This window comes from Sphingopyxis sp. J-6, assembly GCF_046603995.1.
Classification (GTDB): Bacteria; Pseudomonadota; Alphaproteobacteria; order Sphingomonadales; family Sphingomonadaceae; genus Sphingopyxis.
Genome location: NZ_CP145810.1, coordinates 3,418,786 through 3,443,334, shown reverse-complemented (window position 1 = coordinate 3,443,334; position 24,549 = coordinate 3,418,786). Strand labels below are relative to the sequence as shown.

The window sequence follows — 24,549 nt, the reverse complement described above, 5'->3', positions numbered from 1 at the left end:
TTCAGCGCTCGATGCGCCAGGAGGTGTCGCCGTTTGGGCGACATTCACGGACGATGTTCATGCCCTTTTTGCGGAGGCCGGTCAGGAATGCCCGCGCGCTGTGCGGCTGCCAGTTGGTGTCGGCCGTGATCTCAGCAAGCGTCGCGCCCTTGGCTCGCGAGAGCATCTTTTGGACGGCGGCCGCTTTGGTCTGCGCGCGGGCGATTGGTTCGACGGCGGTAGTTTGGTCAGTCATTTGAGGTCTCCTGTGGAGCCGGCCCATGCCGGTCCCACTGCCTCACGCTCCGGGACCGCGAGGGTCGGAGCGTCGCGCCGCCATTTGGACGCAGGGACACCAATGCTTGCTGTGCCGGGGAAGTCGACTGGAATGTTCGGGTCCTGGCAAAAAGCTGCATCTGGACTTCCGCGACGTGTCAGGGCGTGGTCGGATAATGGAAGACACCGACGAATTGCTCGCTCAGATCTGCACCAGGATTGGCATAATCATGGAAGATGCGAGCGCGACAGCAATTTTGGCGGCCCGGATGGCTGGCGAGGCAAGAAATCGGGCGATCGCGGAAATCGCGAAGGCTGCCGCGGACATCTGCGCGCTTTCGAATGCGGCTGCAGTTCTATCTAGATCCGACGGTACTGTTGCAGCCGAGCATCACTGATTCAGGATTCCGCTACGGTCTGCTGATTTACATGGCGATTACGGACAACCGATGTATCCGGCCTCCGCGATCCAAATGGAGAGCTCCTCAATTCAACTCTGGCGGCCCGATCGGGCCGCCATTTTTGTATGTCGGCTTTGCGCCCGATGTCGGCCATTCGCGAGGGCAACGAAGGAGTCCCAACAGCGGACCTTTACATGCCGGCCAACGAAAGACTGACGAGAATAGTTTCGCTGAAGATTGCAATACGCCGCCGCGCACCCATATCCTTGTCATTGCCGTGCTGACCTGCGCGCCGGCAACTGAGAGACCATTGTGCTCCCCGCCAACGGAGCGACATATGGACCTTAACGAACTTCTCTATCACCATCAGATCGCCCTGATGTCCGTCAGCCAGGCGGAGCGTCGCGGGCATGCGACGGCAAATTTCGATCTGCCGCTCTATTATGCCAAGCGCATCAACGACTATCGCGACACTCGCGGTTTGACGTGCAATCTGATCATGGCCGGGGGATCGCCGCGGAACGCGGTGCTGTCCGGCCGCGTCGAATGCGATCGGTATGTCGGTGACATGCTGCCCATGGCGCAGCCGGCCATTCTCGCTTGAAACGCCTCATTGCTTTTGATCTCGACGGCACGCTCGCCGAGAGCAAGCAGCCGCTCGACGAAGACATGGGGGAAGCGCTCGGCGATCTTCTCGGTGTTGCCGACGTCGCCGTCATCTCGGGCGGCGACTGGCCGCAGTTCGACAAGCAGATCGCCTCGCGCCTTCCGGTTCGCACCGACCGGTCGCGGTTGTGGCTCATGCCCGCGACCGGCACGAAGCTCTACACTTTTCGTCCCGATGCCTGGCGGGCGGTCTATGCGGAACTCTTCGCCGACGATGAAAAACAGCGCATATTCGAGGCTTTCGATGCCGCGCTCGAAGCCACGGGCTTCGTTCCCGAAGCCGTCTGGGGCGAGCGCATCGAAGACCGCGGCAGCCAGATCACCTTTTCGGCGCTCGGGCAGCAGGCGCCGATCGATGCCAAGGAAAAATGGGATCCGGACTTTGCGAAGCGCAAGATCATCCAGCATGACCTTCGCCAGCGTCTTCCGGACCTTTCAATCAACATGGGCGGTGCGACGTCGATCGACATCACTCGCGAAGGCGTCGACAAGGCCTATGGGTTGACCAGGCTTCGCGACGAGAGCGGCATCCCGCTCGACGCAATGATGTTCGTCGGCGACGCGATTTTCCCCGGCGGCAATGATTATCCCGCCAAGACGCTCGGGCTCGACACCATTTGCGTGCGCGATCCGCGCGAAACGCTGGCGGTTATCGCATCGCTTGTCGCTTGCCTGAAATGACCGGGGCTTCGGTGCGGCCCCATCCTCTACGGCGGAGCGCGGGTCTGGCGGAACCAAATCCCCGCTAAATTGTTCTAAATCCGGACGCTCCGTGGCTCATTGCCACACGTCCCAAGATAATCAGCAAATTTGGGTGAGGCCTTCTGCCGCTTCATTTTGGAAGGTAAAAACCTGTGTACGAAGCTCCCGATCGCACGTCGTTCGATGAAGGCCTTGAGGCTTGCCAATCGCTCCGTCCCGCCGTCGCGCAGACCCTTCGGCTCGCACTGATCGGCGGCTTCCTTCCCCGGCGTTGCGGTATCGCGACCTTCACCGCCGATATCCACGCGTCGCTTGCAGCGGCCGCGCCGGAGATCGCCGTCGATGTTTACGCGATGGCGCCCGCAGCGGTCCCGACCATATTCGATCCGGTGGTTCGTGCTGCGATCACAGAGGGTGACGCCGCCAGCTTTATCGACGCGGCAAAACAGATCGAGGCAAGCTGCGCTGACATCGTCTGGCTGCAGCACGAGTTCGGTCTTTTCGGCGGGCTGGCAGGGGACATGGTGCTCGAACTCGTGGAACGGGTTTCGGCGCCGCTCATCATCACGCTTCATACGGTGCTTGCCGAACCCGACGCGGAGCAGGGCCGCGTCATGGATCGGCTGATCGCGCGGGCAACCAAGCTCGTCGTCATGTCCGAACGCTCGCGCGATTTGCTGCGAAGCGTCTATCATGCCGATGAAGACCAGATTGCATTGATCGCGCATGGCGTCCCCGATCGCCCGTTCGGTCGCGCGTCGCAGTTCAAGTCGGCGTTCTGCTTTGCGGGCAAGCAGGTCGCGCTGACCTTCGGGCTCCTGTCGCCCGGAAAGGGGATCGAAGCGGTCATCGAGGCATTGCCCGCGATCGTCGAGGATCACCCCGACTTCCTCTATTGTATCGCGGGGGCCACGCACCCCAACCTGCTGGCGCATGAAGGCGAAGCCTATCGCGACCGGCTTCAGGCGCTCGCCGTGTCGCTCGGGGTCGATGCGCATGTCCGCTGGATCAATGCCTTCATGGAAACCGACGATCTGCTCGATCTTATCGAGGCGGCGGACATCTATGTGACGCCTTATACCGGTGCGCAGCAATCGACGTCGGGTACGCTTTCCTATGCGATGGCGCTGGGCAAGGCCGTGATCTCGACGCCCTATGTCCATGCAGTCGAGCTCCTTGCTGACGATCATGGCGTGCTGGTACCCTTCAACGACAGCGAAGCGATCGCGAACGAAATCCGCTATCTGCTCGGCGACGCCGACCGGCTGCTGACGCTGCAGCGGCGCGCCTATGACCGCAGCCGCGACATGATCTGGCCTGTGTTCGCGGAACGGACCTGCGCGCTGATCGCGGAAAGCCGCGTCCTGCCGAAAGCTGCGCCCATAGCTGATCATATCGGCATCGATGGATTCCTGCGCATTTGTGATGATACCGGCATCCTCCAGCACAGCGTTCATATGATCCCCGATCGCGCGCACGGCTATTGCGTCGACGACAATGCGCGGGCGCTGATGCTGATGCACCGGCTCGACGACGACGCGCTCGGCAGGTGCGGGCAGTTGGCCTCGGTCTTTGCCGCGTTCGTCCAGCATGCCTGGAACCCCGACCGCGGCGAGTTTCGCAACTTCATGGGCTTTGCACGCAACTGGCTCGAGGATGTGGGGTCCGAAGATAGCTGCGGGCGAACGCTCTGGGCGCTCGGCGCGACGGCGCAGGCCGCGCGCGATCCCGGTCTAAGGCAATGGGCGCATAAACTGTTCGAGCGCACCGCGGCGTCCGCGCTTGACTTCCAGTCGCCGCGTGCGACCGCTTTTGCGATGCTCGGCGCCGACTTCGTGCTCGCGGCGCATCCCGAGCATGATCTGGCGGGTCGGATATTGCGCAGCGGCGCCGACCGGCTAATCGCGCTCTATGAGGCGGCGGCGCAGCCCGGCTGGCGATGGTTCGAGTCGGTGCTCGCCTATGACAATAGCCGCCTTCCCGAAGCGATGCTGCGCGCGGGTGCGCGACTGGAGCGTGCGGACGTGACGGAATGCGGAATCGAAACGCTGCGGTGGATCAACGATGCGCAGATTTCGCCTTATGGTCACTATCGCCCCGTCGGTTCGGACAGCTTCGGCCATGCCTATGCGCTGCCGCGGCCATTTGACCAGCAACCGCTCGAAATCTGGGCTGCGATCGATGCGGCGTCGGCGGCATACGACGTAACCGGTGACGATATCTGGCTGGCGCACGCGCGGCGTGCCTATGCATGGTTTACCGGAGCCAATGATCGCGGTGTAATCGTCGGCGATCCGCTGACCGGGACGAGCAAGGACGGCATCAATCCGCGCGGTCTCAATCTGAATGAGGGCGCGGAGTCGGTTCTCGCCTATCAGCATGCGACCTATGCCATTCGGGATTTCGTCCGGAAGGTCGGCTGAAAGGAAGATCATTTGCATCTGGTCCAGCATGAATTGCGGCTGCACGCCGACCCGACGCGCGTCGTCGTGCGGCCCTTCCATCTGGCCTGGCAGGCGTCGGGCCCCGATCTCGAACGCGTGCAGCGGCTCGCGCGCGAGATCGTTGCCCTGAATCCGCGAACGGTTCGTGCCGAACTGGGCGTCGTGCTCAGAGACTTTGCCGACCGGCACTGGCAGATCGAGAAAGTGTTCGAGGATCGTTTTGACGAGATCGAACCCAAGCTCGGGCTCGAAGGCTTGGCGCTCAAACGCGAAACGCGGCTGCTGATCGGCGCCTATTTCTGTCACGAATATAGCTATGCCGCGGCGGCGTTGATGAACCCCAGCGTCGTGCGCCATCCCGATCAAAGTGGACTGCAGGAAGGCAGCATCCGCATCCTGCTTTCGCTCCGCGCGGTCGGCGAGGGACATATTTCGACGATCGCCTTTCGCGAGGGCATCATCACGCATGATCGCGAACTGACCTTGCTGCCGCAACCCGGCTTCGCCACCGCGGCGATGCTGGGTCCGCACCGCGACGACAAGCCCGACGATGTCGTCTCGCTCTATCGCCAGAAGGACAGCACCCTGTCGGGCACGGTGATTTTTCCGATCACCGAGGCGCAGCGCAACGGGCTCGAGGATCTGCGGCTGCTCGAGTTCGAGCGCGACAGCGGCAAAAGCGAATGGATCGGGACCTACACGGCCTATAGCGGCCGCGACATCCAGTCGGAGCTGCTGCGGACACGCGACTTCAAGGATTTCACGCTGACGCCGATCAAGGGCAAGGCGGGGCGTAACAAGGGCATGGCGCTGTTCCCGCGCAAGATCGACGGGCAGTTTTTGATGATTGGCCGCCAGGATGGCAAGAATCTTTATCTCCTGCGCTCCGACAAGGTCGATGAATGGGACGGCGGCGCGTTGTTGCTCGAACCGCGCTTCCCTTGGGAACTGATCCAGATCGGTAATTGCGGCGCGCCGATCGAGCTCGACGAGGGCTGGCTGGTGCTGACCCACGGCGTCGGCGCGATGCGCAAATATGCGATCGGGGCGGTGCTGCTCGACAAGGTCGATCCGTCCAAGGTGATCGGCCGAACGCCCAATCCGATCCTGTCTGCGGCCGATGAGGACCGCGAAGGCTATGTCCCCAACGTCGTCTATACGTGCGGGGCGATCCGGGTCGGCGACGATATTTTCCTGCCTTATGGCGTGGCCGACAGCTCGGTCTGCTTTGCGTTCGTCGCGATTACGGACATCCTTGCGGCCATGGACTATTCGGCGCGGGCCACAGGATGACGTCGCTTTCGGCCGGCGAAGGGTCGCCGATCGATATATTGATCGTCGGTGCAGGACCTGCCGGGCTGACGGCCGGCATGTATCTCGCGCGATACCGAAGAAAGGTGCGCATCGCCCATGACGGACGTTCGCGCGCTCTTTGGGTTCCGCGTTCGCGCAATATCCCCGGATTTCCGGACGGTATCGTGGGAGCCGACCTCATCGCGCGCATGAGCGACCATGCGGCGCGCTACGGCGCCGAGATCGTCGAGGGCCGCGTTGTCGAGATCGCTCGGGACGAAGACCGCGCGCTGTTTCGCGCGCGCCTCGATAGCGGCGCGGTCATCGGCGCGCGCGGACTGATCCTCGCAACCGGCGTCGATACCAATCTGGCGAAACTCGACAGCGGCGATCATCAGGCAGCGGTTCGCAGCGGCGTGCTCCGCTATTGTCCGATCTGCGATGGCTTCGAACATAGCGACGAGCGGATCGCTGTCCTCGGTTCCGACCTCCATGGCGCCGCCGAGGCAATGTTCCTGCGACAATATTCGAGCAACATCACGCTCATCCCGAAATGGCAGGTGGCGCTGACCGACAAGCAGCGGGGCGAACTTGACGCGAGCGGCGTCGACGTTCTCGAAGGCCGGGTTCTTCGCCTTGACGCAACCGAGGAGGCGATGTTCGTCACAATCGAGGACGAAGCCGCGCCGCGCCGGTTCGACACGCTTTACCCGGCCTTCGGATCGACCCCGCGCAGCGAGCTTGCTGCCATGCTGGGGCCGCTGACCGATCCGAATGGCTGCATCCCGTTCAGCGCTTTTTCGGACGGCCTCCTTCCCGGCGTTTATGCCGCGGGCGACGTCCTTGAAGGTCTCGACCAGATCAGTGTTGCAACCGGACAAGGCGCGATGGCGGCGACGCGTCTCCACAACTGGCTCCGTGAACAGGACGGGCATGTGATGGCCCAGAAATAGGACGGAATGCGGGCGCGCCGCGAAACCTAAGGGCGAGCGGGGGGTTCAAGATGCAATTCCCTCGAAACCCAAGGAACCGATCATGGCCAAGAAGCCCGCGCCGTCCCCTGCGACCGACCACGCCCTTCGCGACCATCAGCCGGGAGAGCGCCGGATCACGCCGACCGACAGCCGGGGCAATGGCGACGAACTGCACCAGGACGTCGGCACTGAGGTCGCCGATCCGGCCACCTATCTCACCGATAATTTCGGTCATCGCATTTTGGACAACCAGAATTCGCTGCGCGCCGGCGAGCGCGGCCCGACGCTGCTCGAGGATTTCGTCCTCCGCGAGAAAATTTTCCATTTCGACCATGAGCGTATTCCGGAGCGGATCGTCCATGCCCGCGGTTCGGGCGCGCACGGCGTGTTCGAATGCACCAAGGCGATCTCCGGGCTGACCAAGGCCTCGATCCTGCAGAAGGAGGGCGCGACCTGCCCGGTGTTCGTCCGTTTCTCGACGGTCGCGGGCGGTGCCGGGTCGGTCGATACGCCGCGCGACGTGCGCGGTTTCGCGGTCAAGCTCTACACCGACAGCGGCAATTGGGATCTCGTCGGCAACAATATCCCGGTCTTCTTCATCCAGGACGCGATGAAATTCCCCGACCTCGTTCACAGCGTGAAGATGGAAGCCGATCGCGGATATCCGCAGGCGGCGAGCGCGCACGATACTTTCTGGGATTTCATCGGGCTGATGCCCGAGGCGATGCACATGATCATGTGGGCGATGTCCGACCGCACGATTCCACGCAGCCTGCGCATGATCGAAGGTTTCGGCGTCCACACTTTCCGTTTCGTCAACGAAAAGGGCCAAGGGAAATTCGTCAAATTCCACTGGAAACCCGTGCTCGGCATCCAGTCGACGACTTGGGACGAAGCGGTCAAGATCGCCGGCGCCGATCCCGATTTCCACCGCCGCGACCTGTTCGAGGCGATCGACGCGGGCGATTTTCCGGCGTGGGATCTCGGCGTCCAGGTGTTCGACGAAGCCTTCGCCAAGAAGCAGCCTTATGATGTACTCGACGCGACCAAGCTGATCCCGGAGGAGGATGTTCCGGTCGAGATCGTCGGCCGCATGACGCTCAACCGCAACGTCGACAATTTCTTTGCCGAGACCGAACAGGTCGCTTTCCTGCCGTCGAACATCATTCCGGGGATCGATTTCAGCAACGATCCGCTTCTTCAGGGCCGGCTTTTTTCCTATCTCGATACGCAGAAGTCGCGGCTGGGCACGACCAATTTCCACCAGATCCCGATCAATGCGCCCAAATGTCCGTTCCATAATTTCCAGCGCGACGGGATGATGCAGACGCTCGTCCCGACCGGGCGCGCCAATTACGAACCCAATAGCCTTGCCGAAGCCGGCGAGAATGGCGGTCCGCGCGCAAGCGCAGAAACGGGCTTCTCGACGTTCACGGCCAATGACGAGCGGAACGACCCTGCGCAGAAGCTGCGCATTCGCGCCGAGCTTTTCGCCGATCATTTCAGCCAAGCACGGCTGTTCTATTTGTCGCAGACCGAGAATGAGCAGGCGCATATCGCCTCGGCGCTGGTGTTCGAACTGTCGAAGGTCACGCTCGATCATGTCCGCGCCCGCGTCGTCGGCCAGCTTCGGAATATCGATGAGGATCTCGCGACGCGTGTTGCCATGGGGCTCGCCATCGATCTGCCGGCGAAGGAAAAGGCTGCGCGTGCGCCCGTCGATCTTAAACCTTCCGACGCGCTGTCGATCCAGAAGAATGCCGACGACACGATGGAGGGTCGCAAGGTCGCGATCCTCTTTGCCGAAGGATCGGACAAGGCGATGATCGACAAGCTGAAGGGCGACATCGAAAGCGCGGGCGGCACCGCCTTCCTCGTCGCGCCCAAGGTCGGCGGGATCAAGGTCAAGGGCGGCACGCTCAAGGCTGATGGCCAGCTCGCGGGCTCGCCCTCGGTGCTGTTCGACGCGGTGGCGTCGATCCTCACCGAGGAACAGGCCGAGGCCCTCTCAAAGCAGGGCGCGGCGGTCCAGTGGTTCATGGACGCCTATGGCCATTGCAAGACGATCGCGCATGACGAAGCGACGCAATTGCTGCTCGACAAGGCGGGGGTCGAAAAGGACGGCGGTGTCGTCGCGATCGACAAGTTCGAGAGCGTGGGCACGCGGCGTCATTGGGCCCGCGAAGCCAAGGTGCGCGATCTTGCCTGATCGCCCGTCATGGTGAGCCGCACATCGGCGACCCGTCATCGCGATCTCCGGACCGGCCAGTCGATCTGGTCGGCACGGCGTCGTCCTGCGATCGCTGCGCAGCCGCTGACAAGGGATATTGCGTGCGATGTGGTCGTCGTGGGGGCAGGCGTGTCGGGCGCGCTGATCGCCGAGGCATTGTCGGAAGCGGGGCTCAAGACTGTTATCGTCGATCGCCGGGGTCCTGCCGAAGGATCGACCGCGGCGTCGACCGCGATGCTGCAATATGAGCTCGACACGCCGCTGACCTTGATGGCCGATCGGATCGGGCGCGAAAAGGCCGAACGCATCTGGCGGCGATCCCGCCAGTCGGTCGACGCGCTACGCGAACGGACCGAACGGCTGGGCCTTGCCGTCGATGGTGCGACGCGCGGCTCGATCTATCTCGACGGCAATGTCCTCGATGCTGGCGGGCTTGCGCTCGAAGCCGACGCCCGGCGACGCGCGGGCTTCGAAGTCGAACTGCTCAAGCCCGCTGCGGTGCAGGAGCGATATGGGATCAAGGGACGCCATGCGCTGATCGGTTTCGGCAATTATTCCGCCGATCCGCGTCGTCTCACGGCTGGTTATCTGAACGTCGCGCTGGCACGGGGCGCCCGGCTCTACGCGCCCGTCGATATCTGTGACATCGCGCCGACGGGCGAGGGGGTCACCTTGGTCTCGGCTCGCGGGCCGAGCATTCGCGCACGTCGTGTCGTCATGGCGACGGGCTATGAGATGATGAAGGGAATCCCGCGGAAGGGAAACAAGATCATCTCGAGCTGGTCGATCGCAACCCGCCCACAACCCCGTGCCATCTGGCCGACCGCCGCGATGATATGGGAGGCCGCTGATCCTTACCTCTACATACGGACGACCCCGCGTGGAGAAATCATCTGCGGCGGCGAGGATGAGGAAATCGGCGACGCGGCTCTCCGTGACGCCAAGCTCTCCGATAAAACAGCGACGCTGTCGAGAAAGCTTGCCGCCCTGTTGCCGGCTGTGGACGCGACGCCCGCGTATAGCTGGGCCGGCAGTTTCGGCGACAGCCCGGTCGGGACACCGACCATCGGTCGAATTCCCGGCATGTCGAATTGCTATGCCGCGATGGGATATGGCGGCAATGGCATCACCTTTTCAATGATGGCCGCGCAGATGCTGCGCGGCCTGATTTGCGGCTATGGCGATCCCGACGCCGATCTGGTCAGCTTCCACCGCAGTTTTTGACGGCGCGTCAGCGATTGCCCTTCGGCTTGGAGGCCATCTGCACCGCGGAGGCCTCCTGGGCTGCGAGCGCAGTCGGCGGCTTCGCCTTGGCGGCTTTGGGTTTGCGAATCTCGCGGTTGCTGCGTTTTTGTGATTTGGCCATCTCGGATATCTTTCTTCGGTTTCAGGATGCGCGTGTTCGCGAACGTGCTAGCGAGCCGTTTGCGTCCGCAATCTGTTGAGCGGAAAATAGGGGCGATGCTGATAGGGAAAGACCGTCAGACGCCGACGGATATCTTCGATCAGGCGCCCATATCGGTCGATCGCCGAAGGATTTGTCGCGGCGGCGTATCGCACGAGCGCAATCTGCTCGTCTTCGAGCAATTGAATAAGGCACATGGTGTGTGCTCCTGTATCAAGCGAGAGCACGGATCGTCCCTCTGTCACATGGAGCTTGTTCGATTTCAGGTGATGGGATGCTTATAACACATCCCGATAAATGTGCGGCACGAATACCGATGCTATTCGGGTTCGGGAGAGACGTTCGCTCACCACGAAATCGCGCGCCGGCCTCATCGCCGCTCACGCATGGCCGGTGGGCGATAGAAGCGGTAACGGAGAACATTGCCGTCGATCAGGTGACCGCGGAGCCGGAGGCGCATTTCCTCGGCGCCGGAGCCGGATGTGCAGACAAGGCGGGTACCGCCCGACCGAAGCGGCTCGATCGCACTGATGCTGACACCTTGCAGAAGGCAAAGGCGCTTGACCTCGTCTTCCGGCAGCGAAATGTTTATCGCACGGCTCATTTGAATCCCGGGCCGCTCGGCCGGCGGCGGATCGCTGCCGCAACCCGTTCATATCCCTCGGGGCTCGCGGTGGCGACTGTAAGCGGGCGGCCGCCGAGCGCGGCGTTGTCGGTGTTCAGGAAGGCTAACGCCGGATCCCGTCCGCCCATCGTCGAGAAGGCGAGCTGACTAATGTCTCCCTGACGCCGTGCGTCATCAAGGGGGAATGGACTGCGGCTCTTGCGGAAAAATCGGCTCGATTGCGGTCTCAATCGGACAGGCACGTCCGGGGTGGCCGACTGGGATTGATCTGGATCGGGGGGCATGGGCGCGGCTCCTGCTTGTAAGCGGGAGCACGAGGTCTCTCAGCCGCGGCCGCCTACGATGAACGTGTGCCACGATGATTGTTATATGGGAGCTCCGGCCAAGATTATAAGATGTCGCGCCGATCATCTAACGGATATCGGGAATCTGGGCCTTCAGCGTCTATTCGGTTCCTGCGGAACGTGGTTGCGCCTCGATTGCACGAGCCAGTACGGAGGTGACCTTTCAAGCGAACGCCAGGCAATACTTGGAGCGTCCGCTAATTTCGTTCCACCGCCCAAAGCTGCCAATACGCAATCGGCCAATCGGCCTGACCCATGCGTTTCCCTTTTTGGCCATTTTGGCTGCAGGAGAATGATCATGGGTAGATCAGAATTCGACTATTTGCGTCCACGACCGGCGTGGAATGCCGGTCGAAAGGTAGGTGCAAAGCGGCCGTTAAAACCACGGCAGATATGGGCAATTCGCTTCCACTTGGATCGAGAGCACCGGCTTCGAGACCGGGCGCTGTTCGATCTCGCAATCGACAGCAAGTTGCGAGGCTGCGATCTTGTGAAGATCAAGATCGGCGATCTCGTCGCCGGCGGTGAGTTGAGAACGCGGGCAATGGTGATCCAGCAAAAGACCAATCGACCAGTTCAATTCGAAATCATGTCGGATGCTCGCGGAAGCCTCTTGGCATGGCTTGAGCGGCGCGGTGGATGTCAAACGGCGTTCAAAAGGGACCCCCGATCGGCGTCGAAGAGGGACCCCCTTTTCGGATAATATGATGCTGGTTTGTTGAAGATGGCCTTGCGCTGCGTGCGGCGGAGGGCGGGCGTAGCCCGACCGGAGGCGCGCGCAGCGCAAGATAGATTTTTGAAGGCGCCGAAGGTGGCTGTCAGCTGCGGTTTTTGAAGCGCCAGCTGTCGTTGCCCGTCTCGACGATATCGCAGTGGTGGGTGACGCGGTCGAGCAGCGCCGTGGTCATCTTGGGATCGCCGAACACGGTCGGCCATTCGCCGAAGGCGAGGTTCGTGGTGATGATGACGCTGGTCCGCTCATAAAGCTTGCTGATGAGGTGGAACAGCAACTGCCCTCCCGAGCGGGCGAACGGCAGATAACCGAGCTCGTCGAGCACGATCAGGTCGAGCCGCGACAGCTGCGCCGCCAGGGTCCCGCCTTTGCCGATCCGGGTCTCCTCTTCGAGGCGTGTCACCAGTCCCAGCTCTGGATAACGGCTTCAACCTTCTCGGGACCGGGGCGCTTGTCGTAGCGCTTGACCCAGATATTCTTGAAGATGGCACCACCGGGCGGGATCGGGCATTGGTTGAACTGGGCCTCGAAATCATGCTCGCCCATCTCCTTCTTCAGTTGCGCCAGATAGGCCGCGTCGTGCCTTGACGGCGGAAGGATGCGGCCGGTTTTGAACAATGCCTTCTGACCGCCCGCGACGATCGGATAGACCTGATCCTTTGGGTTGATCGCAGGAAGAATGAGGGTTTCCCAGCCGCCCGTCTCGAGAAGATGCCCGGGAAGATCCTCGGCGTGCAGGCGCTGGGCGACGACAATGATCTTGCCCTTCTTGGGATCGTCAAAGCGCGTGTGCACCGTTGAATTGAACCATTCTATGCAGTTTTCTCGCGCCGTTGGCGAATGCGCCTCGTTGGCCTTCAGCGGATCGTCGATGATGATAATGTCGGCGCCGCGCCCGGTGAGTGTCGCACCGATTGAGGTCGCGAAGCGATAGCCACCCGCGGTCGTGCCGATCTCGGTCAGACTCTGCTTCTTTGGGTCGAGGATCGTGCCGGGGAATGTGCGCCGGTACCAAGACGACCGCATCAGCCGCAGCGTATCGGCGCTGAACTTTTCGGTGAGCTGCGCGCCGTAAGATACGCAGATGATACGTGCTGCCGGATTCTTCCCGAGCAGCCAGGCGGTGTAGGCGATCGAGATCAGATAGGTCTTCAGATACCGCGGCGGGATGCAGACCAGCGCGCGCGAGACGCCGCCTTCGAATATCGTCTGCATGAGATGGCAGATGATATCGATGTGACGGGCAGGGTCGAGCATCTTCGGTTCGACCACCGGGAACGCCCGGATCGCGAATGAGCGGAAATCCTGCCTGCAGAGGCCATCGACGAGTCTGCGGAGTTCGACAGGATCACTCATTCTCAGTCTCCGGCTTCTCGAAGACCCTGAACTTCTCGCGCAGCTCGACATAGGCGTCGAACGCGGCAAAATCGGCCGCTGATTCATCGGGCGTGGGTGGCGCGACCTCTGGCGGGTCGAACTTCTCGTCGAGATCCTTTTGCATCGCGAAGGCCTTGAGATCCCCGGCTGCGGATTTCTGAGCGAGCTGGTGGTATCCGAGCTCTTTCTTGGTCATCGTTTTGTGCTCGCCATCCATCGAGACGGTAATCTTCTTCTCGAATGCCTCCTTGTAGAGCGTCTTCTGACTCTTCGAGCCTTTCGGACGGCCCTTGGGGTTCGGAGAGGGACCGCCCTTCTTCCACCATGAAGCGGGATCGGTTTTCCCTTTGCCCCACGCCGACGGCTTCTTCGGATCGTCGTTCTTACTCATCGTTGCTGCCCTCTTCGATTGCGCTGCGCTCTTGGGCCAGCTCGGCAAAGGTCAGGCCTTTCTCGACGTGGAGGGCCTGTTGACCTGTCAAATGCTCCCAGCGCCAGATTGTCCGATCGACATATTTGGGATCGAGTTCGATCCCGCGGACGCGGCGATCGCATTGCTCGCCGGCGATGATCGTCGTCCCCGACCCGATGAAGGGATCGAGAACAAGATCGCCGGGATGGGTGACATCGAGCATCGCGTCGACCACAAGCTCGACCGGCTTCGGCGTCGGGTGATCGGCAAGCGCTTTGCCAGCCGACGATCCCGCACGATTGGCGCCGGCGTAGGTCCACACGTTCGTTCGATCGCGGCCGTGGACGCCGAGTGCGACATTGTTGGTGGTTGGGGATTTTGCGGTGCAGAAGACTGCAACGAGTTCGTGGGCTGATCGATAGAGGCCGCCCATGCCTCCTGACCCCTTGTTCCATACCGCCATATTGATCCGATGGAGGTCCGACACGCGACCGGCGTCGAGCAAGATGTCGATCTGGCGCCAGTCCATGCAGGCGTAGATCACGGCACCCGCGCTGCAGGAGTCGCGGCAGTGCCCAAGAAAGGTGGTCAGGAACTGCCGGAACTCTTCCGGGCTCTCCTGCCCGGCGAACATCACGAAGTCTTCGTGCTGGTGCTTCCCGAGTCCGCCGACGAACCCCTCGATCTTGCAGTTGTAGGGAGGGTCGCTGAAGACAGCGCCGGCCAGTTCGTCGCCGAGCAGGCGCTGGTAAGACGATGCGGCGAGTGCGTCCCCGCAAAGCAGCTTGTGCCGACCAAGATGGTACAAGTCCCCGATCTGGCTGATGGTAGCGACGGATGACGCGACATCTTCGCCGTCCTGTTCGGTCTCTTCAATGAGGGGCTTCACTTTGATCTGGCCGATCTCGGGAAGCGTGAATCCCGTCGAGATCAGTTCGATGCCATGGGAATCGATGGCAATCATTCGGTCGCGGAGCTTGTCGAGATCATACTTGCCAATCTCGCCTATGCGATTGAGCGCGAGGCTCAGCGCTTCCAGCTCCAGAGGATCGAGATGCTCGATGACGCGGCATTCGATCTCCTCAAGACCGAGTCCTTTTGCCGCCTCCCACAGGGTGTGACCCGCAATGATGACATTCTGCTTGTCGATCAGGATCGGAAGCACGATCCCGAATTTGCTGACCGACCGCGTCGTGCTTTCGAGGATTTGCGGTGTCGTCTCCCGCGTCCGATTTGGCCCCGGGCTCAGCGAATGGATTGGCCGCGACACGGTTGCGATCGCTGGTTGCAGATCATTCCGGGCCGGGGCGTGCTGCGCCGCTGCGACATGCGTGGCAGCCTGATTCCTGGTCCGCCGCTTCGCGGTCTCGGCCTGCAGTTGCTTCTTGAGATTATTGGCGTTGAAAAAGTCCCTCGTCGTCATCGATCCCTCCGGTGAAAGGTCCGGCAGAGGAGGATCACGCATGAGCTCGGTCCTGCCTCCGGTCGGAGTGTCAGGACCTGACCCCGGGAACTGGGGGCCTACATCTGCGGCGTTTCAGCGCCGCACCGCTCAGGTCAATGCGCATATAGTGCCGACGCGATTTGCCAGGCGCAAGCCTTTCGTTGCGGTACCCGGTCGCGTCCGTGTTTCCCGAATTGCGTTCGGTGATTGAACGTCGGTTTTTCCCTGTTCTTCGAACCAGGGAAAAATCCAAGGAACACCGTGCAAACTGGGAGTTTTGGCAGCGTGCGTAAGCCGATTCCGTGTTTTTTCTTGGGGTTTTCCCTGTTTATCCGGCGATAACACGGAATAATCCGTCCGAGACGGGTTCGCACCCGACTAGGTCCACCACCAGGGACTTCCCTTCTGCGATAAAGATGATCGACGACCGTCCCGCGTTGCGTGGGAGCGGGCGCGTATGCGCGGCGGATCATAGTCCGAACGATCTGCTTTCGCCGTCAAAGCCACTTCGTCTATTCCTGATGACATCGATAACATTTGTTGCTATGCGGGCGTCGAGAAACGGGAGAGGCAAATGGTTCCGATGAGTGGTGAGGGGGCGGGCGCAGCCGTGCCGGGCGAGCCCGGCGGCAAGCGCAATAGTCTGGGCCTGGGGGTCTCGGGGCTCTATCTGGCGCTCTATCTTCACTACGGCTTCTTCGCTTTTCTGCCGCTGTGGCTGAAATCAACCGGGGCATCGCCGGAAGAAATCGGAATATTGCTGGCGATCCCGCTGGTGTTGCGGTTGCTGACCGTCGCCCCTTTTTCGGCGTTCGTCGGGCGGCGCGGCTGGGTGCGGAGCGCGATCGCCTATACCTCGCTCGCCTCGGCGGCGATCGTGCTGTTGCTATTGGGCGGGCCTGATCATGCCGGGCGCGTCGTGATCGTGATCTTCTTTTCGATCTTGTGGGACCAGATCCCGGTGCTCACCGATGCCTATGCGGTCATGGCGGTGCGCAGCCGGTCGCTCGATTTCGGGCGGCTGCGCGTCTGGGGATCGATCGCGGTGGTCGCGTCGAACGCGGCGGCGGGCTGGGCGATCGGGGTGTTCGGCATCAAGATGCTGCCGTTGATGGTTGCGACGCTGTTGCTCGCGCCGGCCCTCGTCGCCTTTGCTTTGCCCGCCGACCGCAAGCTTGCCGGACAAGGCGAGACGCAGGGCGGGCGCTGGCGCGACCTGATCGGCGATCGCGGCCTGATCCTCGCGATGGTCGCCGCATCGCTGATCATGGGCAGCCACGGCGTCCTGACCAGCTTCGGGGCGATCCAGTGGACCGCACAGGGCATTTCGACGACGACCATCGGCCTGCTGCAGGCTTTGGCGGTCGCGGCGGAGATATTGGCCTTCTGGTTCGGCGCCAGGCTGCTCGGCCCGCGCGATCCGCGGCTGCTGATCTGCGCCGGGGCAATCGCGGGGGCGCTGCGCTGGGCGATCATGGCGACCAGCCCCGGCCTGCCCGTGCTGATCGCGGCGCAATTGCTCAACGGCATTACCGCGACCGGCACCATCCTCGGCATCATGCTGGTGATCGCGACGCGGGTGCCGACGCACCTCAGCGCGACGGCGCAGGGGATGAACGCTGTCCTGCTCGGCGTCGTGCTCGCGCTCGCGACGGCGGGGTCGGGGCGGCTTTGGTCGCATGGACTGGACGTGGCTTATCTCGCGATGGCCGTGCTCGCGCTGCTCGGCGCGCTTTGTGCCTGGCCGGGGCGCACCGGAGCGACAGGCAGGATCGACACGGACGAATTGTCCGCAACTGGAGCCGAATGATCATGAATCGCAAGACCCTGCTTTTGGCCATGCTCCTCGCCGGAACTGCGCCGGTGGTTGCGCAGGAGGCGCCTCCCGTGCGCGATATGCAGAGCTGGCCGCTGCCCGAAACGCTCAGCCCGGAAGGACGGGCGGCCGTGGCGGCGCTGGCGGCGCAGAAGATGCCCGACCCGGTGCCGCCGATTGCCGAGGTCCGCAAGCTCATCGACATGATGCAGGCGGGCATGGGCGCGCCGCTCGAAAAACGATACGAAGTGCGGATCGAAAACAGGGCAATCGCCGGCGTGCCGGTGCGCATCGTCTATCCCAAGGGCGTGGACACGCTCGGCACGGGGCCGGTCCTGCTCAACCTTCACGGCGGCGGGTTCGCGGTCGATTCGGGGTCGCTGACCGAGACGATCCCGATTGCCGCGCGCAGCGGGATTCCGGTCGTGGCGGTGCTGTATCGCCTGTCGCCCGAAAACCCTTATCCGGCGGCGCTCGACGATGCGCTGGCGGTGTATCAGGCGCTGGAGAAGGAGCGGACGGCGAAGCGGATCGCGGTGTTCGGTACCTCGGCGGGCGCGGCGCTGTCGGGGCAACTGGTTGCGAAGCTCGCCAGCCTGGGGTGGCCGATGCCCGCCGCGCTCGGCTATTTTTCGGGCAACGCCGACCTGACGAAGCGCGGCGATTCGGAGACATGGATGCCGGGACCGCCGTTCGACTGGGTCGCCGATTATGTGGGCAAGACGCCCGTGACCGATCCGGTCCTTTCGCCGATCCACGGCGATGTTTCGGGCTTTCCGCCGACGCTGTTGCTCAGCAGTACGCGCGATTTCCTGCTCAGCCCGACCGCGATTTTCGCGCGGAAGCTGACGGGGAAGGGCGTCGATGCGCGGCTCGTCGTCTTCGACGGGCTGCCGCACGCTTTCTGGGGCTATATGGACATTCCCGAGACCGACGAGGCGAACGAGCTGATCGCGCGCTTCCTGAAGGACAAGCTTGCCGCGGCCGGGAAATGATCAGCCGGCCGCGGCGAGATGATCGCGATAGGTATCGCGGAGCGCCTTCTTGTCGATCTTGCCGGTGGCGGTGAGCGGGACGGTGTCGAAAAGGATGTCGTCGGGCATCCACCAGCGCACGACGCGGGTTTCGAGATGCGCACGGACGGCCTCGGCGGTGACCGTTTCGCCTTCGTGGGCTTCGATGACCAGCAGCGGGCGTTCCTCCCACTTCGGATGATAGACGCCGATGACAGCGGCGATGCGGACGCCGGGGCAGCCGACTGCGGCATTTTCGAGGTCGATCGAGCTGATCCACTCGCCGCCCGACTTGATCACATCCTTCGCGCGGTCGGTCAGGCGCAGGAAACCGAAGCGGTCGATCGTGCCGATGTCGCCGGTGTCGAACCAGCCGTCGCTGTCGGCGGCGGGCAGGTCGGGATAATAACGGTCGACGACCCACGGCCCGCGCACCTGCAGCTTGCCGGCCTGCTCGCCATCCCACGCGAGTGGCGTGCCTTCGTCGTCGACGATGCGCAGCTCGATGCCGAACTGCATCCGGCCCTGCCGCGTCAGGATCGTTTCGGTCGCATAATCCTCGCCCTCCGCCATCAGCAGCGGGGTCGGCGTCGAGATCACGCCGAGCGGATTGGTTTCGGTCATCCCCCAGATCTGGAGGACGGTGACGCCGTATTTTTGGCGGAAGGTCTCGGCCATCGCACGCGGGACGGCCGAACCGCCGATGACGAGGCGTTTCAGGTCGCCGACGCCCTGGCCGCTGGCTTCGAGATGCGCGAGATACATCGTCCAGATCGTCGGAACCCCGCCCGAGAAGGTCACGCCCTCGCCCGCGATCAGCTCGGCGAGGCTCGCGCCGTCCATCCTGTCGCACGGCAGGACCAGCTTGCAGCCGTTGATCGCTGCGGTGAAGGGCAGGCCCCACGCGGTCGCATGATACATCGACGAGCAGGGCATGATCGTGTCGAAGGCGCTGAAGCCGAAGGCGCTGCTGAGCCCCGCCGCCATGCCGTGCAGCACGATCGAACGGTGGCTGTAGAGCACGCCCTTGGGATCGCCCGTCGTGCCCGAGGTATAGCAGAGGAAGGCCGCGGCATTTTCGTCGAAGCGCGGCCAGTCGAAAACGCCGTCCTCGGCAGCGATCAATTGCTCATAGGGGTCGGCGAGCAGGATATAATCTTCGATCGCGGGAAGCAGCGGCTTGAGGCGGTCGACCAGCTCGGCGAGATTGGCCTCGAAGAAGAGGATGCGGCTGCCCGCATGGTTGATCGTGAAGGCGATCTGTTCGTCGCTGAGGCGAGGGTTGGCGGTGTGGAGGACCGCGCCGATGCCGGGGACGGCATAGAAGAGTTCGAGATGCCGGTGCGTGTTCCAGGCCAGCGACGAAACACGGTCGCCGCTTTCGATCCCCAGTTTTGTCAGCGCCTGCGCAGCCTGCCGCGATCGCCGTTCGCAGCCCGCCCAGTCATAGCGCCACAGCGGTTCGCCGACGAGCTTCGAGACAATCTCCCGCCCGCCATGCGCGCGCGCGGCGTGGGTCAGGATCGAACTGATCTGCAGGGGGGCATCCTGCATCAAGCCGGCTAGCATCGTCTCTCCCTTTGCGGCGCGCCGCCGCTATTCTGTCGGTGGTATCAGGTCGTAGCGGTCGATAAAATCGGCGGTGACGCCGTTTGTCCAGCCAAACCCGGTCTGGGTCGCATATTCGCCGCCGCCGCCGACCCCGGCCTGCTCGACGTCATATTTTTCGAACAGCAGTCCGGTGCGGGCGAAGGTGGTGCCGACCGTATCGACCCAGCGCCCGGCGATGTCGCGCGCCAGCGCGTCGTGCCCGTAGCGTTTGAGCCCCGCGACTGCGATCCATTGCAATGGCGCCCAGCCGTTCGGCCGGTCCCACTGCTGGCCGGTTGCGGCGAGTGTCGTGTGCAGGCCGCCGCGTGCCAGCAGCCGTTCGGCGACCGCCGCAGCGGTGCTGTCGGCCTGCTCCTGCGTCGCCACGCCGACCAGCAAAGGCGCGAGGGCCGCGGCGGTGAGCGGCGGGCGTAGACAGGCCCGTTCGACGTCGAAATCCGCGAAATAGCCGCCTTCGGCGTGCCAGAGATGGCGGTTCATCGCGGCGCGCCGCTCACCGGCCAGACCGGCATAATATTCCGCATCGCCGTCGCCGCTCGCGGCGATCGCGGTCTCGAGCCCGAACAGGAAGGCGTTGAGGTCGACGGGGGCGATCGCCGTGGTCCGGATCGACGACAGGGCATCGCCGTCCAGCCAGCGCGACGAGAAATCCCAGCCGCTTTCGGCGCCGGCACGCAGGTCGCGATAAACCTCGCCCGCCGGGCGCCCGCTCGCGGCGGCGGTGGCGACATCCTCGCGCCAGCTTTCGTCGCGCGGGGTGTCGCGCGGGTCCCAATAGCGGTTGAGGAGGTCGCCGTCGGAAAGCCGCGCGACGCGCGCGCCGCTGCGGCCGGGTTCGACCTCGCCGGCGCCTGCCATCCACCACGCATGTTCGCGCTTCATCGCCGAAAGGCGGCGGGCGGCGACGGTGCTGCGTCCGTCATCGAGCAATTCGACCATCATGTGGAAAAGCGGCGGCTGCGAACGGCCGAGATAATAGGTGCGCGTCCCGTTCGGGACATGTCCGTGCGCTTCGATCAGGTCGGTCATCGCGTCGACGATGCCGTTCGCGAGTTCCAGCTCGCCATCGCGGACGAGGCCCAGCATCGTGAAGAAGCTGTCCCAATAATAGATTTCGCGAAAGCGGCCGCCCGGCACGACGTGGCGGTGCTGGACGGCGAGCGCCGATCCGCCCGCGGCCTGTTCGGGCGCGCGGGCCAGTTCTTTCCACAGCGCGCGGATATGCGCGCGGAGCGGTAGAACCGCAGGTCTCGTGCCTGCCGTTTGTGCGGGGAGGTCGAAGTTTGCCGCGATGAAGGCGCGTAGCGCCGCGTCGCCCGGAGCCAGCGCCGCGAAGTCGCGCATGATGTCGGCGACCGGGCGCCGCGGCAGGGCATCGACGAAGGTCTTGCCGTCGGGCAGGATCGCGCGCTCCTGCACCTTGGCGAGGAGCGGTCCGTAGAGGTCGGCGGGGCTCGGTTCGGCGCCCATCAGCGTGCGAGATGCCTGTCGAAGAAGGCTGCCTGTGCCGCGAGCGCATCCTCGGTCTCGGGGCACTCCATATAGGCCCAGAAGGCGTGCAGCATGCCTTCATAAACCATCAGGTCGGCCTCGACCCCGGCTTTGCGCAGCGCGAGATGGAAGCGTATGGTTTGGCTCAATAGCTGGTCGCGCGTGCTGGTCATCAGCAGCGTCGGGGGAAGGCCGGTCAGGTCGCCATAAAGCGGCGAGAGCAGCGGGTCGGTGCGCTCGGTCCCGGCGGCATAATCGGCGAGGACTTCGGGGCCTGTCCGTGTTCCCATGATCGACGGCAGGAAGGCTTCGCAGTCGCTGACGAGCGCGAGATCGGCCGATCCCGAAAAGAAGCCGGCGGCGGCGGGCATCGGCAGGCCCTCGGCCTTGATCCGCGCGAGGAGCTGGCCGGTCAGGACCGCGCCCGCCGAGGTGCCATAGATGCCGATCGATTCCGGCGATCGCTGCGACAGGGCGTCGCGATAGACCGCGAGCGCATCATCGACCGCTGCCGGAAACGGGTGTTCGGGCGCCAGCCGGTACATCACCGTGACGACCGATATTCCGGTCAGCCCGGCGATGGGGATCGTTTCGGTCTCCGATCCCGAATCGACCATGAAGCCGCCGCCGTGGAAATTGATCAGCAGCCGCTGGTCGGGCGACGCATCGCTTTCCCGGCGTCGCACGAACTTCACGGGAACCCCGGCCACCGTCCCTTTGCTGACATCGACGCCGAAACGCTTCGCGCGGCTTTTGTTCAGCGGCTTCAGGTGACTGGCCGCTGCCGCGCGAACCGCCTTACGCGTGATCGCATTGCGCATCAGCGTCGCGGTCATTTCCGGCGCCGACCCGGCTGCGACCAGCGGCGTCATGACGGCGCGCGCTGCTTCGCTCACCGTCGGCGCAAAGGGCGGCTGGGCGGGGCTTTTACCCATCGGCTCAGCGTCCGAAGCTATAGCCGATCCGCACGCCATACATCCGGGGTTCGGTATAGGTCAGCCCGACCATGCCCGACGACTGGGCATATTGGTCGAGCACCCCGACCGGCTTCGCCTCGTTGGTGATATTGTTCGCGAACAGGCTGACGTCGAGCGGGCGCCCGCCGATATCCTTGAGCCCGATGCTGGCGTTGAGCAGGCCATAGGCCGGCAGGTAATTATAGAAGGACGCATTGGTCTGCGCGGTCGAAACCTTGGTCTGGCGGGCATAGTTGACCGCGAGGACCAGATCGCCTGCGCTGCCCAGCGACGTCTCGTACGAGCCGCCGACCGAAAATTTGTGCTTCGGCGTGTAGGGGAAGGGCGCGCCGTTGAGGATCGCGCCCGCGCTGGCGTCGGCGACCTCGGTATAGCGCGCGTCGATGTAGGAATAGCTGCCGTTCAGCGTCAGCCCCTGCACCGGCATGACCAACAGGTTCAGCTCGACACCCTGGATTTTGCCCTTCGCCGCGCTGCGCGTGACATTGAGCGGTATCGTGCCGCCCGGCGTCTCGACCACTTCCGCTGTCGTACGCTGGATATTGTCGTAGATGCCGCGATAGGCGGCGACGTTGGCGCGGACATCGACATTGCCGAGCGAGAATTGCGACTTCAGCCCGACCTCGATGTCGGACAGCCGTTCGGGCTTGTAGGTGCGAAACTCCGAATCGACGGGCACCGGCCCGTTGACGCCGCCCGACTTGTAGGCATCACGCGCGGTGACATAGACATGGACGCCGGGCGTCACATCATAGTCGAGCGTCGCGGTGTAGCTCGGATAATCGCTGTCGACCGAACCCGAGACCGTCGGCGGACCGCCGATCGTCTGCGCGGTGAAGCTGTGCTCCCAGGTATAGCGGAGGCCGCCCGTGACGCTGAGCCCGGTCAGCGCGCCCGACAGCTTGCCGAGATCGACCGTCGCCTGCCCGAACACCGCCTCGCTCTTGTTCGTCTGGGTAAAGAAGCCCGAGATCGTCGGCAGCAGCGTCCCGATCGGGAAGAAGGTATATTCCTCGATCCCCGCCGGATCGCTCCAGCTCTGCCGGTCGAGATAGCCGCCGACCGAGAAATCGACCGCGTCGTCGAACAACGTGCCCTGAAGCTGCAGTTCCTCGGTGAAGAAATTGGGCGCGACGGTCGGAATGCGCCCGCGCTGCCCGGCGATCGGGAAGGGCATGGCGTCATAGTCATAGCCGTAGATGGTGCGCAGCTCGGAATAGCTGATGATGTTGCGCAGCTTGATATTGTCGCTGAGCTGGACCGAGGCCTGGTTGATTACCTGCCAATATTTCGTCTCCGAAAACTGGTCGAGATCATAGGAGACGCGGCGCGGGCCGCGCGCTTCCTGTTCGGCGACCGCGGTCAGCACGCCGGGATAGAAGGCGGCGACCGGCAGGAAGCCCAGCCCCAGTGCCGTGGCGTCGAAACCCGCGGCGGGGTTGTACGCGCCGAGGACAGTGCCGCCGCCATTGGTGTCCGAATGATAATAGCGCAGCATCGTATAAAGTTCGATGTCGTCGGTCGGGCGCAGGGTCAGGCCGAAACGGAAGCTTTCATACGCCAGATTGTCATAGTCCTTGCCCTCGAAGAAGGGGCCGACATCCTTGGTGTAGCCGTCGCGGCGGCCGACTTCGCCGGCGACGCGCAGCATCACCCGGCCGGGAACAATCGGCGTGTTGAGTGCGCCCTCGATCCGGCGGTCGTCATAATTGCCGAGCTGGACGCGAACATAGCCCTCGAAGCGGTCCTGCGGCTTGACCGGTTCGAACAGGATATTGCCGCCGGTCGCATTCTTGCCGAACAGCGTGCCCTGCGGCCCCGCAAGCACCTGGATATTGGCCATGTCGAAATAGGTGCCGACGCGGCCGTCGACGTTCACGCTGTTCGGCACTTCGGCGAAATAATTGACGACGCCGGGGGTCGAGCCGAAGGCCGGGCCCTGACCGCGCAGCGCGAAATAGGCGAATTCGCGGGGATAGCCGCCGCTGATCGTGAACAGCGAGGGGGTGTTGTCGGCGAGCGAGGTGCGATCGGTGACGCCCTTTTGTTCGAGCGCCTCGTCGGTGAAGGCCGTGACCGCGATCGGCACGCTCTGCAGATTTTCTTCGCGGCGGCGGGCGGTGACGATGAGGTCGCCGAGGCCGCTGTCGTCGCTGGCGGTGGTTTCGTCGGCCGGCGGCGTTTCGGTCTGAGCAAAGGCGGCGGCGGGCAGCAGGCTCGCGCCGCTCGCGAGCGCGATCAGAAAGGCGGAACGCATCGAAATCATGTCTTCCCTCCCAAAGGATAGCCGGATTCGTCCGGTCGGCAACGCGGATGACTGAAAATGATATCGATGT

The 24,549-nt window shown here is 63.4% G+C and carries 20 protein-coding genes and 2 pseudogenes; 11 read left to right on the top strand and 11 right to left on the bottom strand.

Features of this window, described 5'->3' with window-relative positions:
* Position 1 precedes the first annotated feature (1 nt).
* A complete protein-coding gene (locus V6U71_RS16430; protein WP_411339453.1) occupies positions 2-235 on the bottom strand; it encodes a DUF3489 domain-containing protein in 234 nt (77 codons plus the stop codon).
* Positions 236-431: 196 nt separating this feature from the next.
* On the opposite strand from V6U71_RS16430, the gene V6U71_RS16425 reads away from it, so the two are divergent.
* The 8 genes from V6U71_RS16425 (at position 432) to V6U71_RS16390 (ending at position 10,189) form a co-directional block, all read left to right on the top strand.
* On the top strand, positions 432-653 hold the full coding sequence (locus V6U71_RS16425; protein WP_411339452.1) for a hypothetical protein: 222 nt from the start codon (positions 432-434) through the stop codon (positions 651-653).
* Between the two features lie 340 nt (positions 654-993).
* Positions 994-1,260, top strand: a complete 267-nt coding sequence (locus V6U71_RS16420; protein ID WP_411339451.1) for a hypothetical protein — start codon at positions 994-996, stop codon at positions 1,258-1,260.
* Positions 1,257-2,003: an HAD-IIB family hydrolase gene (locus V6U71_RS16415; RefSeq protein WP_411339450.1), complete on the top strand. Its 747-nt coding sequence runs from the start codon at positions 1,257-1,259 to the stop codon at positions 2,001-2,003. The genes V6U71_RS16420 and V6U71_RS16415 overlap by 4 nt, the downstream gene beginning before the upstream one ends.
* 173 nt (positions 2,004-2,176) lie before the next feature.
* Positions 2,177-4,447 (top strand): glycosyltransferase family 4 protein, encoded by a 2,271-nt coding sequence (locus V6U71_RS16410; RefSeq protein ID WP_411339449.1) that lies wholly within the window; start codon positions 2,177-2,179, stop codon positions 4,445-4,447.
* Between the two features lie 12 nt (positions 4,448-4,459).
* The gene (locus V6U71_RS16405) at positions 4,460-5,761 is read left to right on the top strand and encodes a glycoside hydrolase family 130 protein (RefSeq protein WP_411339448.1); all 1,302 of its coding nucleotides are present in this window, start codon (positions 4,460-4,462) and stop codon (positions 5,759-5,761) included.
* Complete coding sequence (locus V6U71_RS16400; RefSeq protein WP_411339447.1) at positions 5,758-6,714, top strand: NAD(P)/FAD-dependent oxidoreductase; 957 nt, start codon at positions 5,758-5,760, stop codon at positions 6,712-6,714. Before V6U71_RS16405 ends, V6U71_RS16400 begins: the two co-directional genes overlap by 4 nt.
* An 82-nt stretch (positions 6,715-6,796) precedes the next feature.
* Positions 6,797-8,944, top strand: coding sequence for a catalase (locus V6U71_RS16395; protein ID WP_411339446.1), 2,148 nt, complete (start codon positions 6,797-6,799; stop codon positions 8,942-8,944).
* Positions 8,945-8,956: 12 nt separating this feature from the next.
* A complete protein-coding gene (locus tag V6U71_RS16390; RefSeq protein WP_411339445.1) occupies positions 8,957-10,189 on the top strand; it encodes an NAD(P)/FAD-dependent oxidoreductase in 1,233 nt (410 codons plus the stop codon).
* A 7-nt stretch (positions 10,190-10,196) separates the two neighbouring features.
* Here V6U71_RS16390 and V6U71_RS16385 read toward each other — a convergent pair whose 3' ends face one another.
* Positions 10,197-10,331: a hypothetical protein gene (locus tag V6U71_RS16385; RefSeq protein WP_411339444.1), complete on the bottom strand. Its 135-nt coding sequence runs from the start codon at positions 10,329-10,331 to the stop codon at positions 10,197-10,199.
* Between the two features lie 409 nt (positions 10,332-10,740).
* Positions 10,741-10,974, bottom strand: coding sequence for a hypothetical protein (locus tag V6U71_RS16380; RefSeq protein WP_411339443.1), 234 nt, complete (start codon positions 10,972-10,974; stop codon positions 10,741-10,743).
* Between the two features lie 663 nt (positions 10,975-11,637).
* Here V6U71_RS16380 and V6U71_RS16375 point away from each other — a divergent pair.
* Positions 11,638-11,979, top strand: a pseudogene (locus V6U71_RS16375) (integrase); the annotation flags it as partial.
* A 178-nt stretch (positions 11,980-12,157) separates the two neighbouring features.
* Here V6U71_RS16375 and V6U71_RS16370 read toward each other — a convergent pair.
* The 4 genes and pseudogenes from V6U71_RS16370 to V6U71_RS16355 form a co-directional block, all read right to left on the bottom strand.
* Positions 12,158-12,478 (bottom strand): annotated as a pseudogene (locus V6U71_RS16370) (ATP-binding protein); the annotation flags it as partial.
* On the bottom strand, positions 12,472-13,479 hold the full coding sequence (locus V6U71_RS16365) for a hypothetical protein (protein ID WP_411339442.1): 1,008 nt from the start codon (positions 13,477-13,479) through the stop codon (positions 12,472-12,474). The pseudogene V6U71_RS16370 and the gene V6U71_RS16365, both read right to left, overlap by 7 nt.
* Positions 13,421-13,840, bottom strand: a complete 420-nt coding sequence (locus V6U71_RS16360; RefSeq protein ID WP_411339441.1) for a DUF5681 domain-containing protein — start codon at positions 13,838-13,840, stop codon at positions 13,421-13,423. The genes V6U71_RS16365 and V6U71_RS16360 overlap by 59 nt, the downstream gene beginning before the upstream one ends.
* Entirely contained in the window at positions 13,833-15,284 is a 1,452-nt protein-coding gene (locus tag V6U71_RS16355) for a DNA modification methylase (RefSeq protein WP_411339440.1), read from the bottom strand. The genes V6U71_RS16360 and V6U71_RS16355 overlap by 8 nt, the downstream gene beginning before the upstream one ends.
* Positions 15,285-15,879: 595 nt before the next feature.
* On the opposite strand from V6U71_RS16355, the gene V6U71_RS16350 reads away from it, so the two are divergent.
* Together V6U71_RS16350 and V6U71_RS16345 are read left to right on the top strand one after the other, a co-directional pair.
* Positions 15,880-17,115, top strand: a complete 1,236-nt coding sequence (locus V6U71_RS16350) for an MFS transporter (RefSeq protein ID WP_411339439.1) — start codon at positions 15,880-15,882, stop codon at positions 17,113-17,115.
* Between the two features lie 2 nt (positions 17,116-17,117).
* The gene (locus V6U71_RS16345) at positions 17,118-18,116 is read left to right on the top strand and encodes an alpha/beta hydrolase (protein ID WP_411339438.1); all 999 of its coding nucleotides are present in this window, start codon (positions 17,118-17,120) and stop codon (positions 18,114-18,116) included.
* Here the strand turns inward: V6U71_RS16345 and V6U71_RS16340 are convergent, their stop codons facing one another.
* From V6U71_RS16340 to V6U71_RS16325, 4 genes are read right to left on the bottom strand one after another with little or no spacing between them, the layout of a single operon-like run.
* Positions 18,117-19,703 carry a long-chain fatty acid--CoA ligase gene (locus V6U71_RS16340; RefSeq protein ID WP_411339437.1) on the bottom strand — a complete coding sequence of 529 codons (1,587 nt, stop codon included), beginning with the start codon at positions 19,701-19,703 and terminating at the stop codon, positions 18,117-18,119.
* A gap of 27 nt (positions 19,704-19,730) precedes the next feature.
* Positions 19,731-21,215 (bottom strand): alpha,alpha-trehalase TreF, encoded by a 1,485-nt coding sequence (gene treF, locus V6U71_RS16335; protein ID WP_411339436.1) that lies wholly within the window; start codon positions 21,213-21,215, stop codon positions 19,731-19,733.
* Positions 21,215-22,171, bottom strand: a complete 957-nt coding sequence (locus tag V6U71_RS16330; RefSeq protein WP_411339435.1) for an alpha/beta hydrolase — start codon at positions 22,169-22,171, stop codon at positions 21,215-21,217. Before V6U71_RS16330 ends, treF begins: the two co-directional genes overlap by 1 nt.
* A 4-nt stretch (positions 22,172-22,175) precedes the next feature.
* Positions 22,176-24,479, bottom strand: a complete 2,304-nt coding sequence (locus V6U71_RS16325; RefSeq protein WP_411339434.1) for a TonB-dependent receptor — start codon at positions 24,477-24,479, stop codon at positions 22,176-22,178.
* Positions 24,480-24,549: the final 70 nt, after the last annotated feature.